General features: G+C 64.2%; 16 protein-coding genes. 10 read left to right on the plus strand and 6 right to left on the minus strand.

The window, feature by feature from the left end; all coding sequences use genetic code 11:
- Positions 1-801 (minus strand): CoA-transferase subunit beta, encoded by an 801-nt coding sequence (locus tag AC0L2D_RS23095; RefSeq protein ID WP_473542544.1) that lies wholly within the window; start codon positions 799-801, stop codon positions 1-3.
- Positions 798-1,655, minus strand: a complete 858-nt coding sequence (locus AC0L2D_RS23100) for a CoA transferase subunit A (protein ID WP_473542546.1) — start codon at positions 1,653-1,655, stop codon at positions 798-800. The genes AC0L2D_RS23095 and AC0L2D_RS23100 overlap by 4 nt, the downstream gene beginning before the upstream one ends.
- Before the next feature lie 120 nt (positions 1,656-1,775).
- On the opposite strand from AC0L2D_RS23100, the gene AC0L2D_RS23105 reads away from it, so the two are divergent.
- Entirely contained in the window at positions 1,776-2,546 is a 771-nt protein-coding gene (locus AC0L2D_RS23105; protein ID WP_473542548.1) for an IclR family transcriptional regulator domain-containing protein, read from the plus strand.
- A 241-nt stretch (positions 2,547-2,787) separates the two neighbouring features.
- On the opposite strand, the gene AC0L2D_RS23110 is transcribed toward AC0L2D_RS23105, so the two are convergent.
- From AC0L2D_RS23110 to AC0L2D_RS23125, 4 genes are read right to left on the minus strand one after another with little or no spacing between them, the layout of a single operon-like run.
- The gene (locus AC0L2D_RS23110) at positions 2,788-4,089 is read right to left on the minus strand and encodes an NAD(P)/FAD-dependent oxidoreductase (RefSeq protein ID WP_473542550.1); all 1,302 of its coding nucleotides are present in this window, start codon (positions 4,087-4,089) and stop codon (positions 2,788-2,790) included.
- 2 nt (positions 4,090-4,091) lie between these two features.
- Complete coding sequence (locus AC0L2D_RS23115; RefSeq protein WP_473542552.1) at positions 4,092-5,471, minus strand: glutamine synthetase family protein; 1,380 nt, start codon at positions 5,469-5,471, stop codon at positions 4,092-4,094.
- A gap of 6 nt (positions 5,472-5,477) precedes the next feature.
- Entirely contained in the window at positions 5,478-6,761 is a 1,284-nt protein-coding gene (locus AC0L2D_RS23120) for a nucleotide disphospho-sugar-binding domain-containing protein (protein WP_473542554.1), read from the minus strand.
- A gap of 10 nt (positions 6,762-6,771) precedes the next feature.
- Positions 6,772-7,710, minus strand: coding sequence for a GntR family transcriptional regulator (locus AC0L2D_RS23125; protein ID WP_473542556.1), 939 nt, complete (start codon positions 7,708-7,710; stop codon positions 6,772-6,774).
- Between the two features lie 237 nt (positions 7,711-7,947).
- On the opposite strand from AC0L2D_RS23125, the gene AC0L2D_RS23130 reads away from it, so the two are divergent.
- The 9 genes from AC0L2D_RS23130 (at position 7,948) to AC0L2D_RS23170 (ending at position 15,981) form a co-directional block, all read left to right on the plus strand.
- Positions 7,948-9,012 carry a polyamine ABC transporter substrate-binding protein gene (locus tag AC0L2D_RS23130; RefSeq protein ID WP_063169495.1) on the plus strand — a complete coding sequence of 355 codons (1,065 nt, stop codon included), beginning with the start codon at positions 7,948-7,950 and terminating at the stop codon, positions 9,010-9,012.
- Between the two features lie 238 nt (positions 9,013-9,250).
- Entirely contained in the window at positions 9,251-10,093 is an 843-nt protein-coding gene (locus tag AC0L2D_RS23135; RefSeq protein ID WP_473542652.1) for an ABC transporter permease, read from the plus strand.
- Positions 10,086-10,880 carry an ABC transporter permease gene (locus AC0L2D_RS23140; protein WP_063169496.1) on the plus strand — a complete coding sequence of 265 codons (795 nt, stop codon included), beginning with the start codon at positions 10,086-10,088 and terminating at the stop codon, positions 10,878-10,880. Before AC0L2D_RS23135 ends, AC0L2D_RS23140 begins: the two co-directional genes overlap by 8 nt.
- Positions 10,877-11,950 (plus strand): ABC transporter ATP-binding protein, encoded by a 1,074-nt coding sequence (locus AC0L2D_RS23145; protein ID WP_473542559.1) that lies wholly within the window; start codon positions 10,877-10,879, stop codon positions 11,948-11,950. Before AC0L2D_RS23140 ends, AC0L2D_RS23145 begins: the two co-directional genes overlap by 4 nt.
- 13 nt (positions 11,951-11,963) lie before the next feature.
- Positions 11,964-13,238, plus strand: a complete 1,275-nt coding sequence (locus tag AC0L2D_RS23150; protein WP_473542561.1) for a glycosyltransferase — start codon at positions 11,964-11,966, stop codon at positions 13,236-13,238.
- Entirely contained in the window at positions 13,235-13,585 is a 351-nt protein-coding gene (locus AC0L2D_RS23155) for a cupin domain-containing protein (protein WP_473542563.1), read from the plus strand. The genes AC0L2D_RS23150 and AC0L2D_RS23155 overlap by 4 nt, the downstream gene beginning before the upstream one ends.
- A 17-nt stretch (positions 13,586-13,602) precedes the next feature.
- Positions 13,603-13,944 (plus strand): cupin domain-containing protein, encoded by a 342-nt coding sequence (locus AC0L2D_RS23160; RefSeq protein WP_127367073.1) that lies wholly within the window; start codon positions 13,603-13,605, stop codon positions 13,942-13,944.
- Between the two features lie 23 nt (positions 13,945-13,967).
- Positions 13,968-14,312: a cupin domain-containing protein gene (locus tag AC0L2D_RS23165; protein ID WP_013528939.1), complete on the plus strand. Its 345-nt coding sequence runs from the start codon at positions 13,968-13,970 to the stop codon at positions 14,310-14,312.
- A gap of 160 nt (positions 14,313-14,472) precedes the next feature.
- Positions 14,473-15,981 carry an aldehyde dehydrogenase family protein gene (locus tag AC0L2D_RS23170; protein ID WP_473542565.1) on the plus strand — a complete coding sequence of 503 codons (1,509 nt, stop codon included), beginning with the start codon at positions 14,473-14,475 and terminating at the stop codon, positions 15,979-15,981.
- The last annotated feature ends 48 nt before the right edge of the window (positions 15,982-16,029 follow it).

Consider the following 16,029-nt stretch of genomic DNA (forward strand, 5'->3'; position numbering starts at 1 on the left):
TCATGCAGCCTTTGCTTTTCCGGTTCCCTCATGCGCCGCCTTGGTGCGGGCCTGCAGGTCGCGCAATGTCTTCAATTCGAGTTCGCTTGGCGCCGGTGTTTCGTCAAGCGCCTCCGCGAACTTTACCACCCAGCCACAGCTCTCCTGCACCTGCTGGCGGGTGACGCCCGGATGCAACGACACGACGGTGAATTCCTTGGTCACGGGATCCGGCTTCCAGATGGCGAGATCGGTGATCAGCAAGGTCGGACCTGATGTGTCGATGCCAAGCCGCTTGCGATGATCGCCACCCTCGCCATGGCCGAAGGAGGTGAAGAAGTCGATCTTCTCGACCATGCCGCGCGTGGTCTGCGCCATTGTGATGTAGATCTGCTTCGACGAGGTCGCGATCTCCGGCGCGCCGCCGCCGCCGGGCAGCCTGGTCTTGGGATGGAAATAGTCGCCGATGACCGTGGTGTTGATGTTGCCGAACTTGTCGAGCTGCGCCGCCCCCAAAAAACCGATCGAGATGCGGCCGCCCTGCAGCCAGTAGCGGAACATCTCCGGCACCGCGACGGTGGTGACGGCGGTCTCGCACAATTCGCCGTCGCCGATCGACAGCGGCAGCACGTCGGGCGCGGTGCCGATCGTGCCGCTCTCGTAGATCAGCGTGATGTCAGGCGCATGTGTCAGCCGCGCCACATTGCAGGCGGCGGATGGCGCGCCGATGCCGACGAAGCAGACATCGTCATTCCTGAGCGCCCTGCTGGCGGCGATCGTCATCATCTCGTTGGGGGTGAAACCCAATGGATTGTCGCTCATGCCGCTTTCCTCAAATGCTCGACCCGGGCCGCGAAATCGCCGGCGCTCTTCTCCAAGACATTGGCCTGCATCCACGCCTGGAATTTTTCACGGTCGGCAGCGATCTCGTCCCATTCGAGATAGGCGGCATTGTCACGCGCATAATAGCCATGTGCGTAGGACGGGTGCGAGCCGCCTGGCACGACGGATATCGCCGCGATCGTCCAGCGCGGCAGCACGGTCAGATTGGGGTGCAGATCGTCGAAATTATCGACCACTTCCTCCACCGTCACCACCGCTCGCTTGGCCGCCAGCACCGCTTCCTTCTGGATGCCGATGATGCCTTCGACCAGCACATTGCCTTGTCTGTCGGCCTTCTGCGCATGGATGAAGGTGACGTCAGGCCTGATCGAAGGAACAGCCGCCAGCACCTCGCCGGTGAACGGACAGGTGACAGACTTGATGTTCGGATTGACCGCCGCGAGGCCAGCACCGCGATAGCCGCGAAACACCGCGCAGGGCAGACCGGCCGCGCCCGCCTCATAGGCATTGGCCATGCCGGCATGGCTGTGCTCCTCGATCTCGATCGATCTGGGGAAACCGTTCTCGATGGCGTCGCGGGCGCGCCGCAGCAGGCCGACGCCGGGATTGCCGACATAGGAGAAGACGATTTTCTTCGCCATGCCCATACCGATCATCTGGTCGTAGATCAGGTCCGGCGTCATGCGGACCAGGGTCAGGTCGCGAAAACCCTGACGGATCGCCTCATGCGCCGCCGCCGTCGGGATCAGATGGGTGAAACCCTCGAAGGCGACCGTGTCATCATCGTTCAAATTCTCCGCAACGGCCTGTTTGAGCGGCAGGAACTTGATCATCGCATCGACTCCGGGTTCAAAAAGTTCGTATTGCGAACATATGTTTTGTATGCGATACTCTCTACGCTGGGCGAGGGCGCGGAGTCAATCCTGGCGTCGATGTCGTTCCGCGGAGTTGAGATGGACGAAGAAGCCGCTTCCCGTGATCATGTCGGCTCGCTCGAGCGCGGCCTTGCCGTCATGGAGATCCTGGCTCGGCATCCCTCGGGCATGACGCTGACCGAAATGGCCGAGGAAGCGGGCCTGACCCGCGCCGGCGCCCGCCGCTTTCTGCTGACGCTCACCGCCACCGGCTATGCAACGCAAGCCGGCCGCGTGTTCTCGCTGTCGCCACGCTTGCTGACGATCGCCCGCACCTGGCTCGGCGGCGCCTCGCTCTGGACCTTCGCCGCACCCATCATGCGCGCTGTCGCCGCACAGCTGAACGAGGCCTGTTCGGCGGCGATCCTGTCGGGTGCCGATGTCGTCTATGTCGCCCGTATTCCCGGCCGCCGCATCCTCAGCGTGTCGCTCGATGTCGGCACCAGGCTGCCGGCCTATTGCACCTCGATGGGACGCATCCTGCTTGCCGGTCTGACGCCTCAGGAATTGGACGCATTCCTCGGCCAGGCGACGATCGAGAGACGGACGCCGAAGACGATCACCGACAGGCGTTTGTTAGCCAACGCCATCGGCAAGGCGAAAGCGGACGGCTTTGCCATCGTCGACGAGGAACTGGAACTCGGCCTGCGCTCGATCGCCGTGCCGATCCGCGACCGGGCAGAGCGCACGGTCGCGGCCATCAACGTCTCGACGCAGTCGGCGCGGTTTTCGGTCGCGGAGATGGAACGGGAGATTCTGCCGGCGCTGCTGGAGGCCAGGCAGCGGATTGAAGATTTTTTTGTGGTTTAAGAGGCCTTCTCCAACAACCTTCACCGTCGGCGGGACAGCGCCCCCCTCTGCCCTGCCGGGCATCTCCCCCTCTTGGGGGGAGATCGGACGTCACGCCGGCTTTCGCCAATCTCCAACGACGCAGGAATGGGCGAAGCCACCAATCTGCCAATCTCCCCCCTTGAGGGGGAGATGTCCGGCAGGACTGAGGGGGGCGCGAAGGATCGCGGCGTTTTGCAATTCGCCGCCGCCCCGCCGACCCTCAATGCTTGATGCGATCCCGCATGGCATACCACAGCATGCCCAGCACATAGAGCGGACCGCGCAGCGCCGTGCCGCCGGGGAATGGCATCGGGGTGAGCGTCGAGAACAGATCGAGCCGCGAGGCGTCGCCGGCGATCGCCTCGGCCAGGAGCTTGCCCGACAGCGTCGACAGGATGACGCCCTTGCCGGAATAGCCATGCGCGAAATAGACCTCGCCATAGTGCCCGACATGCGGCAGCCTGGATGTCGTCACCGACACCAGCCCGCCCCAGGCATGATCGATGCGGCAGCCCTGAAGTTGCGGAAAGGTGGCCTCCATATGCGGCCGCACGAAGCCGGCGATATCGGCCGGCGGTGACGGCGTGTAGCGCTCGCCGCCGCCGAACAGCAGCCGGCCGTCCGCCGACATCCGGTAATAGTTGACGACGAAGCGTGTGTCGGACACCGCGACATTGGCCGGGATGACATTGCGCTTGCCCTCCAGCGGCTCGGTGGCGACGATGTAGTTGCCGACCGGCATGATGCGGCTGTTGACGCGCGGCTCCAGCCCATCGAGCAGAGCGTCACCGGCCAGCACGACATGTTTGGCACGCACCGATCCCTTTGCCGTCGAGATCCGGATCGAAGGCTCACGCTCCAGCTTCACCGCCACCGAATTCTCATGGATGACGACGCCGGCAGCAATCGCCGCGCGGGCAAGGCCGAGCGTGTAGTTCAGCGGATGCATGTGGCCGCCGAGCGGCTCATACATCGCGCCATGATATAATGTGTCGACCTTGGCTCGGGCCTGCGCCGCCGACAGGATCTCGACATCGCGGAATTTCATCACGCTTTCAAGGCACTTGGCCTCTTCCTCGAGATCCTTGAGGTCGGAACCGTTGACCGCGCCGACCAGATGACCGGTCAGCTTGAGATCGCAATCGATGGCATGGCGCTCGATGATGTCGAGCACCAGCCCGCGCGCCTCGAACGCAAGATCGAACAGCACCTTTGCCCGCTCCGGCCCGTAGAGCTTGACCAGGCCCTTGGCGCCCTTGCGCAGGCCGGGGATCATCTGGCCGCCATTGCGGCCCGACGCGCCCCAGCCGATCTTGCCGCCTTCGAGCAGCACCACCTTCAGCCCGCGCTCGGCGGCGTGAAGGGCGGCCGACAGGCCGGTGCAGCCGCCGCCGACGACCACCAGGTCGGTGTCGACATCGCCGACCAGCGCCGGATGGTCCGGCGCCGGATTGGCGGTGGCGACATAATAGGATTTGCCGATATCGAGGCCCGAATTGAAGCCCGTTGAACTGGAAGCCATGATCACACCTTCAGCAGAAGGTGGTCGCGTTCCCAGCTCGTCACCACGCCCTGGAACAGGTCGAGCTCGACACTCTTGACGCGCAGATAGGTCTGGAAGAAATCCTCGCCAAGCAGTTCCCGCACCGGCTCGCATGCCTCGAAACGATCGAGCGCCTCCTCCATTGTTTTCGGCAGCGTGCTCTTGATCTTGTAGGCATTGCCCGACGCCTCGGGCGAGCGCGCCAGTTTCTGCTCCACGCCGAGATAGCCGGCAAGCAGCGAGCCGGCAATCGCCAGGTAAGGATTGGAATCCGCGCCCGGAAGCCGGTTCTCCACCCGCCGCGCGGCGCGGCCGCCGGCCGGCACGCGCAGGCCGCAGGAGCGGTTGTCATGCGACCATTCGATGTTGGCCGGCGCGCTGTGGTTCGGCCTGATGCGGCGGAACGAGTTCACGTTGGGCGCGAACAGCGGCATGATTTCGGGGACATATTTCTGCAGGCCGCCGATGAAGTGGCCAAACATTGCGGTGTCGGCATCGTCGCTGCCGGCAAACAAAGTCCTGCCGGCCTCGTCGATGACCGACATGTGCAGATGCATCGAGCTGCCGGCCTGTGCGGCGATCGGCTTGGCCATGAAGGTGGCGTGCATGCCGCTTTGCTGCGCGGCCTGGCGCGTCAGCCGCTTGAACAGCAGCACCTTGTCGGCCAGCGGCAGCGCATCGCCATGCAGGAAGTTGATCTCCAACTGCGCGGTTCCCGACTCATGGATCAACGTGTCGAGCGGCAGGCCGGCCGCCGCCGCATAATCGTAAATGCGGCGGATCACCGGCTCGAACTCCTCGAGCCCGGCCATATCGTAGGGATGCTGCACGGTCTCGGCGCGGCCATTGGCGCCGACCGGGGCGGTCAGCGGACGGTCCGGATCCGGATTGGGCGCGGTGAGATAGAATTCCACCTCGGGCGCCACCACCGCCCGCCAGCCGCGCTTGGCGTAGAGATCGAGCACGGCGCGCAGCACATGGCGCGGCGAGGCCATCCAGGGCCGGTCGTCCATATGGAAGGCATCGGCAAAGACATAGGCCTTGCCGGGAGCGGCACCCGGCGCCAGGCAGAGCGTCGATACATCGGGCACCATGCGCATGTCCGGATCCGAATAGGCAAAACCCTCGTCGATCGAGCCGGAATAGCGGCCGTCGATGCTGACCAGGAAAGCGCTGCTCGGCAGATAGAGCGCGCGGTCTTCAAGCGCCTGGAGGAATTTGGCCGTCGGCAAGGCCTTGCCGCGCAGGACGCCGTTCATGTCGGGCACCAGGCACTCGACTTCGTTGATGCCGTGCCGGGCCAGCCAGGCCTTGGCATCGTTGCCGCTGGAGAGTGAGATGTTCGTGTTGTTGTCAGGCATTTTCGTTCAAACCCGTATCAGAGAGAGTATGGCTTGCGCGGCCGCATCCGTTCCGGGCTTCAGCGCCATTTGGGCTGCATTGTCCTTGAGGCGGGCGCGCATGGCATCGTCGGCCAGCAGGCCGAGAATGGCTCTCTCCAACACTCCTTCGGTCCAGCCGTCACGGCCGATATGGTCGCCGGTGCCGGTCTCTTCGGCACGGCGCGCATTGTCGTGACCGTCCCAGCAATAGGGCATGATCAGCGACGGCACGCCGAAGCGCAGCGCTTCGCAAAAGCTGTTGTTGCCACCGTGATGGATGAACAGGTCCGACTTCGCCACCACCGAGGGCTGCGGAAACCAGGCGTCGAGATAGACATTGTCGGGCACTGCGCGATAGGCGTCGCGCAGGCCGCCGGCATTGACGATAAAGCGGGCCGGCAGCCTGTCGAACACCACCAGCATGCGCTCGATCAGGCCGACATCCATGGCGCCCAGGCTGCCGAAGCTGACATAGACCAGCGGCCCGCCATTGCGCGGGAACACCGGCACCTCGAACGGCCCTTCCGAACGCACGCAGCCCTCGAGATAGACGAAGCGCGCGGGGTCGAGCGGCTCGGCACGCTCGCGGCGCACGATCGTCGGCGTCAGCAGCAGGTTGAGATCGGGCGACGTCTCGAGGAACTGACCCTTCGGCAGCGGCCCCAGTCCGGCATCCGCCCGGAAGCGGTTGAAGCGGTCATGCGCCGGCGCGCAAGCCGCCAGATACCTGGCCTCGAACGCCGCGCGTTGCGGGTCGTCCACGCCAAGCCCCGACAGATAGGGCGGCACATTGGCGTCCGGCAGCTCGGTCTCGGCGCAGGAGACGACGCGCACCCACGGACAGCCGGCTGCGGCGATCGCCGGGAACATGATGACATTGTCGAGCACCACGGCATCCGGCTTGAGCCGTGCCAGCAATTGGCGCAGCGGCGCCTCGGCATTGACCGCGGTGTCGACGATGGCCTGCCAGGTCGGAGCGACATAGGTCTCGAGCTGGTCGATCGGGCTCAGCCTGAAATGCGGCAGGTGCCGGCGCACGAAAGCCTGCCAGTAGCTCTGGCGTTGGCTCTCGCTCAGCGGCTCGTCGGTTGGCAGCTGGTATTCCTGGAAACCATAGTCGGCAAAGACGCCGGAGAAACCGGCATGGCAGATGAAGACGGGCCGGGCGCCTTTCGCACGCAGAGCCTGCGCGATGCCGACGCAATTCAACGCCGCGCCGAAGCTTGCTTCGGGAAACAGCGCGATGGTCGGGCTGGCTTTACGCGTCAATTAATCCTCGTCATTCCGGCCGGCTGATCGTGCCGAACAGCGCGGGAGCCCCGCGGCTGGCCGCTTGCGGTCGCTGGTTGCGGGAGAGCCGCAGATGAATGCGAAGCAGATCGGCAGCCACCTCATACTGCAGGCTTTCAAGATGGTCGAGTATGACAAGGTGTTCGCGCAGCGATTGCCGCAATCGGAAGACGTTGACGCCGGCATAGATGCCCGGCAGCCGGCGCAGCCTGAGGTGATCGGCGAGCGCGTCGGCGATGAAGCGGTTGGCGCTGCCCTCGGCGAGCATGCCGTGAAAATCGATGTCCAATCGCTGGAACTCGCGTGTGTCGAAGGCGGCGTCCGGCAACGTCACCAGCGCTTCCATAGCCTGGCGCAACGTCGCCGCCCGCGCGCCGTCCAGCCTGAAGCCGGGCGTCAGGATGGCCGCGGGCTCGAGCAGCAAGCGGAACTCGTAGCTGTCGCCTTGCGCTTCCGGATCGTCGGGCGTGCGCCGAAACAGCCAGGACTGGCCAGGCGCACGATCCAGCAGATTCTCTTCGGTCAGTTTGTTCAACGCTTTTAATACCGTCTTGCGCTCGGCACTGTAGCGCCGCATCAATCCCGCGACGGTCACCGTCTGGTCCAGTCGCCGCGCCGAGCGGTCGCGCAGGATCGCCTCGGCCAACTCGTCCTCCTCGGCAGCGGGCAATTCCGTGGCGACCGAAGCCTGCGCGGTGAGGTCGATGGCCAGATGATAACCGGTGTCAGCCTCCCAGCGCACGACGCCCCGTTCCGCGAGCAGGCCGAGTGCCGCCCGCACCGGCGTGCGCGAGACATTGCACAGCGACGCGATCTGCTGCTCGGGCAAGCGTGCGCCGGGCGCGAAGCCGCGCTGGCGCGCCACATCCAGGATGCGCTGCGCCAGATCAAGATGGTTGGTGCGGGGTCGTCTGGCTGCGGCTTGCATGGCTGGTCCAGCGGAAAACGGATGACCGCATTGCTTTGACCGATCGCCCGAACGGACGCAATCGGCCAGTTTCCTCGGTCGTTTGACAAATTATGGATTGACGTACTTTTTTCTGCAATAGTACTGTCAACACAATCGGCGAGAAAAGACCGAGGGAACAGGATCGAGGCAGCGGCAAGGGTCGCAAGCGTTGGTCCGGCGAATGAAATTCGACGATCAACCGAATGGGAGTCTGTCATGACCGCTACCAGCCTGCGGCGCCGTGCGCTGAAAACATCTTCGATCGCACTTGGCCTGGCCTTGGCGCTGTCCGCGCCGGCGACGGCTGCCGACCTCGTCATTTCCAACTGGGACGGCTACATGGCACCCGACGCCATGGCCGCCTTCAAGACCGCAACCGGCGTTTCGGGCGAAGTGGTGGTGCATGCCACCAATGAAGAGATCATGGGCAAGCTGATCGCCGCCGGCGGCAAGGGCTATGACGTGGTCTTTGTCTCCTCACCCTTCGCCGAGGTGCTGAACAAGCTCGGCCTGACCGAGCCGATCGACCACGCCAAGATCCCCAACCTCGCCAACCTCTATCCGGAAGCAGCCAAGCTGCCGCACGATGTCGGCAATGCCTTCTCGGTGCCCTACACCTGGGGCACCACCGGCCTCTGCTATCGCTCGGATCTGATGAAGGTCGCACCGGCCAGCTGGAGCGACCTGCTCGCGCCCTCCGACGAATTGAAGGGCAAGACCACCATGCTGGCGACCGACCGCTGGCTGCTGGCCGCCGGCCAGCTCGACAAGGGCTATTCGGTCAACGAAACCGATCCGGCCAAGATGGCCGAGGTCAAGGATCTGCTGATCTCGGCCAAGAAGACCCTGCTCGCCTATGACGACACCACCTTCTATTCCAAGCTGGTGTCCGGCGAGGCACTGATGGTGCAGGCCTGGGACGGCTGGTGCAATTACGGCATCGCCGAAAAGCCGGAGATCAAATACGTCATTCCCAAGGAAGGTTCGGACCTCTGGGTCGACACGATGGTGGTGATGAAGGCCTCCGCCAACAAGGACGCCGCCTTCCAGTTCATCAACTTCATGCTCGACGCCAAGAACCACGCCTGGGCGGCGCAGAACATCGACTACAAGGTGCCGAACAAGCCGGCCATGGAGAGCCTGCCGGCCGATTTTCTGGCAAAATTCCCCAACATGGCGATGCCGGTGGCCGATCTCGTCAAATTCGAGCAGTTGCGTGACGTCGGCGACGCCCAGCGCGACTATTCGAAGATCGTCAGCGAGATCAAGGCTGCGCAGTAAGCGGAAGCTCCAACAGCATCCTGGAAGCAAGCTTGCGTTCCGTGTCGCCCCCCTCTGGCCTGCCGGCCATCTCCCCCTCAAGGGGGGAGATTGGCTGTGGCATCGCTTTCGCCAATCTTCGACTTTTGAGGGCAGGCGAGACATTGGAGCTGCTGATCTCCCCCCTTGAGGGGGAGATGCCCGGCAGGGCAGAGGGGGGTACTTCGTGAAGCACCAACCCTCCCGCTCGTCCCTCCTGATGGCCCCGGCGCTGGCCTGGCTCGCGGCCTTGATGGTGGTGCCGTGCGCGCTGGTACTGGCGCTCGCCTTCTTCCGGCGTGGCATCTATGGCGGCATCGAATACACCTTCACGCTGGAGAATTTCGGCCTGGTCTTCGACCCGCTCTATGCCGGCATCTTCCTCAATTCGGCGCGCATCGCCAGCACCGCGACCCTGATCGCGGTGGTGATCGGCTATGCTGCCGCCTACGCGATATCGGCGGCACCGCGCCGGTGGCAGCCAGTGTTCCTGTTCTTCGCCGTGCTGCCGTTCTGGTCCAACTATCTGATCCGCACCTATGCCTGGATCGTGCTGCTCAACCGCGAAGGCCTGATTACCCAGCTGCTGCGCTGGTTCGGCTACACCGGCGAGCCGCCGTCGATGCTCTACACCGAAGGCGCCGTCATCGCCGGCCTGGTCTATAACTACCTGCCCTTCGTCATCCTCGCCTGCTACGCGCCGCTGTCGCGGCTCAACCCGGAACTCGCCGAGGCCTCGCGTGATCTCGGCGCTTCGGCAGCCACCACGTTCCGTCGTGTCATCCTGCCGCTGACCGTACCGGGCATCGCCGCCGGCGCGGTCTTCGTCTTCGTGCTGTCGATCGGTAATTTCGTCACGCCCGCGCTGCTCGGCGGCGGCCGCTTCCAGATGATCGGCAACCTCGTCTACGACCAGTTCCTGACCGCCAACGACTGGCCTTTCGGGGCGGCACTGGCGATGGCGCTGATTGCCATCATGCTTCTGGTACTGATGGCGCAAGCGCTGGCCGCCAATCGCGCCTCGGGTCACGTCACGCAAGCCGGCGGAGACACCGATGGCTGAGCGCTCCCCTGCCACGCGGCGCACGCTCTGGCTCGTGCTTAGCCTGGTCTTCGCTTTCCTCTACATCCCGATCGCCGTGCTGGTGGCGCTGTCCTTCAACGAAGGCGGGTTGCCGACGGCATGGTCGGGATTCTCCCTGAAATGGTATGTCTCGCTGGCCTCGAACAGCGCCATCCTCTCCGCGGCCCTCAACACGCTGATCGTGGCGCTGGTCTCGACCGCGATCGCCACTCTGCTCGGCACGCTGCTGGCGATCGGCATCGAGATGCGCCGGCAATACGGCAAGGCCCTCGAAGCGCTGATTTTCGCACCGATGATCATTCCCGACATCGTGCTGGCGATCGCGCTGCTCTCGTTCTTCTCCATGCTCAACCTGACAATGGGCCTGCACACCATCATCCTCGCCCATGTCGTCTTCAACCTCGCCTTCGTCTGCTCGGTGGTGCGCGCGCGGCTGAAGAGTTTCGACTGGTCGATCGTCGAGGCCTCCGCCGATCTCGGCGCCTCCGCGCTCACCACCTTCCGGCGGGTGACATTGCCGGTCATCGCGCCGGCGGTGATTGCAGGGGCGCTGCTCGCCTTCACGCTCTCGGTCGACGAGTTCATCATCGCCTTCTTCACCGCTGGCGCCGGCCGCGCCTCGACGACGCTGCCGATGCAGATCTACGCCATGATCCGCTTCGGCATCACGCCGGAGATCAACGCGCTGGCGACCATCGTCATGGCGGTCTCGATCACCGCGCTGACCCTGTCGCAGCGGCTCAACCGTGGGATCATCGGCCAATGAGCGAACCCCGCACGCTGCTGGCCATCGATCATGTGTCGAAGAATTTCGGCACGGTGACGGCTGTCGACGGCATCTCGCTCGACATCCGCGAGAACGAGTTCTTCGCTTTGCTCGGCCCGTCCGGCTGCGGCAAGACCACGCTCTTGCGCATGCTGGCCGGTTTCGAGACGCCCAATGACGGGCGCATCCTGCTCGACGGACGTGACATCGCCAAAACCCCGCCCAACAAGCGGCCGGTCAATCTCATGTTCCAATCCTATGCGCTGTTTCCACATATGAGCGTTCGCGCCAATGTCTCCTACGGCCTGGAGATGGAACGTTTGCCGGTGGCCGAAATCCGCTCCCGCGTCGATGCCATCCTGGCGACGACCGAGCTCGTCCCCTTCGCCGACCGCAAGCCGGAGCAATTGTCGGGCGGCCAGAAGCAGCGCGTCGCGCTCGCCCGCGCGCTGGTCAAGCGGCCCCGGCTGCTGCTGCTCGACGAGCCGCTCGGCGCGCTCGACAAGAAACTGCGCGGCGCCATGCAGCTGGAATTGAAGCGCCTGCAGCACGAGGTCGGCATCACCTTCGTCATCGTCACCCATGACCAGGAGGAATCGCTCGTCATGGCCGACCGCATGGCGGTGCTGAAAGACGGCAGATTGCTGCAATGCGACACGCCGCACGCGATCTACGAACACCCCGCCGATCGCTTCGTCGCCGACTTCATCGGCGTGATGAATTTCGTGCCGGGCCAAGCCGCCGCCGATGGCGTTGTGGCCACGAATGGCGCACGCATATCAGGCAAGGTTCCGGCGACGCTCTCGCCCGGCACATCCGCTGTCGCTTCGGTGCGCCCTGAGCGCATCCGGCTATTCCCATCGGCGGAAACCGCCAACCGCATCACCGGCACGGTCGAGGCGCTGGCCTATCAGGGGCTTGACCTGCAGCTGCATGTCCGCACGCCCCTGTCGCCAAAGCCGTTCCTGGTGCGCGTCACCGCAGATGCCGCCGACCGCCGGCCGGTCTCGTCGGGCGACCAGGTCGAACTCGGCTGGGATGCCGCCGATGTCAGAATTTTCGCAGAATGACAGGAGAAGCCTGATGGCGCAGAAGACGATCGCGTTTTTTCCAGAAGCCGCCTACGGCCCGGCGCTCAATTCCGTCGGCATCGCCCAGGCAGTCGAAGCGCGCGGCCACAAGGCGGTGTTCCTGTCCGACCCAGGCTTCGTCGATGTCTACAAGGGCTACGGCTTCGAGGCGCATCCGGTGAACCTGTCGGAGCCGATGCCGCCCGAGCAGATGGCGAAATTCTGGGAGGATTTCATCAACGGCCATATCCCGAACTTCCGCAAATCGCCCTACGACCAGGTCGACAACTACGTCAAGGATTGCTGGACGGCGATCGTCGACAGCGCCAAATGGGCGCAGAAAGATCTGCCGCGCGTTCTCTCAGCCATCAAGCCGGATGTGATCTGCGTCGACAACGTCATCCTGTTCCCGGCCATCAAGCAGTACGGCAAGCCGTGGGTGCGCGTCATCTCGTGTTCGGAAAACGAGATCGAGGACGAGGACATCCCGCCCCATCTCTCCGGCTGCGGCGAGAACGACCATGCCGGCCACCAGCGCTACCGCGACCACTTCAATGCGGTGATCAAGCCGATCCATGACGACTTCAACGCCTTCCTCACCGCCAACCACGAGGCGCCCTATCCGATCGGCCAGTTCTTCGAAGCCTCGCCCTATTTGAACCTGCTGCTCTACCCGGAAGCGGCAAAATTCAAGCGCCGCCATCCGCTCGACCCGGCAAAATTCCAGTATCTCGAAGGCTGCGTGCGGCAGGAAAAGCCCTATGCGGTGCCGACCTTCGCCAAAAACAATGATGGGCCGCTGCTCTACGTCTCCTTCGGCAGCCTCGGCGCCGGCGATGTCGAGCTGCTGAAGCGCATCATCGCGACATTGGGCAAGACGCGCTACAGGGCTCTGGTCAATGTCGGCGGCTACAAGGACCAGTACACGGACGTGCCCGGCAACGTCATTGTCGACAGCTGGTTTCCGCAGCCCTCGGTCATCCCGCAGGTCGACGCCGTCATCCACCATGGCGGCAACAACTCGTTCACCGAGTGCCTCTATTTCGGCAAACCGGCCATCATCATGCCCTATGTCTGGGACGGCCACGACAACGCCACCCGCGTCGAGGAAACCGGCCACGGTTTCGGCATGCCGCGCTACGACTGGACCGATGCCGAGCTGGTTGCCAGGATCGAGACCTGCCTGACCGACCCGAAGATGAAAGCCAAGCTGGCGAAGACATCGGCGCAGATGCACGCGCAGAATGGGCCGGAGAAAGCGGCCGGGTTGCTGGAGACGCTGCTGTGACCTCCTCCGCCCCACACCTCCACCAGGCCACCACCCGAACCGACCTCGTCGACTGGGGCGTCCAACCCGACGCATTGGAAGGAGCTTCGCGCTCCACCGGCAGGCTCGTGCACAAAGGGCCAAACAACCAGCCGGAATCCGGCATTTGGGTCTGCACGCCAGGCCGCTGGCGCCTCAGTATGCCGCGCGACGAATTGTGCCATTTCGTCGCCGGCCGCGCGACCTACCGGTCGGATGTCGGTGAGGTGATAGAAGTCTCCACCGGCACCGTGGTCATGTTCCCTGCCGGCTGGAGAGGCGAATGCACCGTGCATGAGACGATGCGCAACGTCTACATGCTGGCGTGACCACGGAGCTTGATGACATGTCGACACCGCACTGGCCGAAGGCTTCGGCCGTGGAATTGGAAGACTGGGGCGCGGGCAGCAACACGCTCGCCGGTTCGCCGCGCGCTTCGGGCAAGATCCTGGCGCAGAACCCGGACGGATCGAGCGAATGCGGCCTGTGGACGTGCACGCCGGGCACGCGCAAGGTCACCTTTGGCGCCGACGAATTCTGCCACTTCCTGTCGGGACGCGGCAGCTATGTCCATGACGACGGCGAGGAGATCGCGGTCGAGGCCGGCACGCTGGTATTCTTCCCCGCCGGCTGGACCGGCATCTCCATCATCACGCAAACGCTGACCAAGGCCTTCATGTGCCGCTGAGCACTCATTTCCAAGGAATCGATATGACAACCCCCATCATGAAATCCCCGCTTACCATTACCGACCTCGTCGACTGGGGCGTCATCCCGACCATGATCGAGGGCCAATCCCATACCTCGGGCAAGCTGCTGTACAAGGGGCCGGAAGGCCGCTCCGAATGCGGGCTTTGGGTCTGCACTCCGGGCAAATGGCACTGCCATGTCACCCGCGACGAGTTCTGCCATTTCCTCGAAGGGCGCTGCACCTATGTGCATGAATCCGGCGAGGTCATCGAGATCGAGCCGGATACGGCAGCGTTCTTCCCGCAGGACTGGAAGGGCGTCTGCACCGTCCATGAGACAATCAAGAAGGTCTACATGATCCGCTGAGCCTTCTCGATAATTCTGCCCTGCCGGACACCTGACGCGGCTTTCTGCGCTTCCGGTGCTCACGGACTAAATGTCCGCTGCGCTCCGGTTCTCGAAAGCCACGCCATCTGCCTCGGCAGGACGAATTCTCAAAAAGGCTCCATAAATGGAGAAGGACAAAATGGATTTCTCTCCTGACCGGCCTACCTTCTTCGTCAATCCGGACTACCGGCCGATGACCGGCGCGGCAAAACCGGTGATCGATCCGGCGACGCTGGAAACCGTCGGCGCCATTGCCGCCGCCAGCGACGGCGAGATCGACGCTGTGCTCACGGCGGCAACCAGGGCGCAGGCCGCCTGGAAGAAGCTCGACGCCAAGAGCCGGGCCAAGCAACTGCATGCCGTCGCCAACGCCATCGAGGCGGCGGACTTCACGCGTTGCGCCGAGCTGATGGTGCGCGAGATGGGCAAACCCTACCCCGAAGCGATCGGCGAGATCGCCAATTGCGCGCCGATCTTCCGCTACTATGCCGAGATGGCGCGCGACGATGCCGGCAAGATCGCCGGCACGACGCAGGCCGGTTCGTTCCAGTATGTGCGCTACGAACCTTACGGCGTCTCCGTACACATCATGCCCTACAATTTCCCGATCCTGCTGATGTGCTGGACGGTCGCCGCATCGCTCGCCGCCGGCAATGCCTGCATCATCAAGCCGGCCGAGGCGACGACGCTCTCGACGCTGGACTACATGACCGTGTTCCGCTCGCTGCCAGAGGGGCTGGTCTCCTGCCTGCCCGGCGGAGCGGCCACAGCACAGGCGCTGATCGCCTCCGACCGCACCCATGCCGTTGCCTTCACCGGCTCGGTCGCCGCAGGCAAGGCGGTGGCGGTGGCCTGCGCCGAACGCATGAAGCCGTGCGTCATCGAGGCCGGCGGCAGTGACCCGCTGATCATCAGCGAGCACGCGCCGCTCGAGATCGCGGCGGCCGGCAGCGTCACCGCCGCCTTCCACCTCACCGGCCAGGTCTGCACTTCGGCCGAGCGCTTCTTCGTCGTCGATTCCGTGCATGACCGCTTCGTCGCGCTGTTCGCCGAAAGGACGCGGGCGCTGCGCATCGGCAACGGCATGGACAAGACCGAGATCGGCCCGCTGGTCAGCGAAAGCGCGCGGACCAAAGTCATGCGCCTTGTCGACGATGCGATCGCTCATGGCGCCGTCGCAGTCACCGGCGGGCGTATCCCGCCTGCGTACAATGTCGGCTGGTTCTACGAACCGACGATCCTGACCGGCGTCACCCCTGATATGGCGATCGTGCGCGAAGAGTGTTTTGGACCCGTCGCCGCCATCTGCCGGGTCAGGGATTTCGACGAGGCGATCCGGCTTGCCAATGACAGCCCGTTCGGGCTCGGCGCTTCGGTGTTCACATCGGATCTGGCCGAAGCCCACGAGGCGGCGGAACGGCTCGAAGCCGGCATGGTCTGGGTCAACAACCCGCTGATCGACAATGACGCCCTGCCGTTCGGCGGCTGGAAGGCCTCCGGCCTCGGCCGCGAACTCGGACGCCAGGGCCTCGACGCTTTCCGCCGCTCCAAGATGGTGATCATTGACCACAAGCCTGCGATCCAGGACTGGTGGTACCCCTACCCCGACAGCTGGTTTCGCGAGACCGGCGGCCGCAAGCATGTCTGAGTGTTTCGAGCCTGGCTATCCCTGGACGCCAGCTCGGTGGCTATCCCT

Source organism: Mesorhizobium sp. WSM4833 (genome assembly GCF_055811095.1).

What these genes read in the sequence shown, in the direction of transcription:
- AC0L2D_RS23115 (WP_473542552.1), bottom strand. Translation starts at nt 5,471, where the DNA reads ATGCCTGACAACAACACGAACATCTCACTCTCCAGCGGCAACGATGCC.
- AC0L2D_RS23110 (WP_473542550.1), bottom strand. Translation starts at nt 4,089, where the DNA reads ATGGCTTCCAGTTCAACGGGCTTCAATTCGGGCCTCGATATCGGCAAA.
- AC0L2D_RS23160 (WP_127367073.1), top strand. Translation starts at nt 13,603, where the DNA reads ATGTCGACACCGCACTGGCCGAAGGCTTCGGCCGTGGAATTGGAAGAC.
- AC0L2D_RS23140 (WP_063169496.1), top strand. Translation starts at nt 10,086, where the DNA reads ATGGCTGAGCGCTCCCCTGCCACGCGGCGCACGCTCTGGCTCGTGCTT.
- AC0L2D_RS23125 (WP_473542556.1), bottom strand. Translation starts at nt 7,710, where the DNA reads ATGCAAGCCGCAGCCAGACGACCCCGCACCAACCATCTTGATCTGGCG.
- AC0L2D_RS23105 (WP_473542548.1), top strand. Translation starts at nt 1,776, where the DNA reads ATGGACGAAGAAGCCGCTTCCCGTGATCATGTCGGCTCGCTCGAGCGC.
- AC0L2D_RS23150 (WP_473542561.1), top strand. Translation starts at nt 11,964, where the DNA reads ATGGCGCAGAAGACGATCGCGTTTTTTCCAGAAGCCGCCTACGGCCCG.
- AC0L2D_RS23135 (WP_473542652.1), top strand. Translation starts at nt 9,251, where the DNA reads ATGGCCCCGGCGCTGGCCTGGCTCGCGGCCTTGATGGTGGTGCCGTGC.
- AC0L2D_RS23100 (WP_473542546.1), bottom strand. Translation starts at nt 1,655, where the DNA reads ATGATCAAGTTCCTGCCGCTCAAACAGGCCGTTGCGGAGAATTTGAAC.
- AC0L2D_RS23095 (WP_473542544.1), bottom strand. Translation starts at nt 801, where the DNA reads ATGAGCGACAATCCATTGGGTTTCACCCCCAACGAGATGATGACGATC.
- AC0L2D_RS23165 (WP_013528939.1), top strand. Translation starts at nt 13,968, where the DNA reads ATGACAACCCCCATCATGAAATCCCCGCTTACCATTACCGACCTCGTC.
- AC0L2D_RS23130 (WP_063169495.1), top strand. Translation starts at nt 7,948, where the DNA reads ATGACCGCTACCAGCCTGCGGCGCCGTGCGCTGAAAACATCTTCGATC.
- AC0L2D_RS23145 (WP_473542559.1), top strand. Translation starts at nt 10,877, where the DNA reads ATGAGCGAACCCCGCACGCTGCTGGCCATCGATCATGTGTCGAAGAAT.
- AC0L2D_RS23170 (WP_473542565.1), top strand. Translation starts at nt 14,473, where the DNA reads ATGGATTTCTCTCCTGACCGGCCTACCTTCTTCGTCAATCCGGACTAC.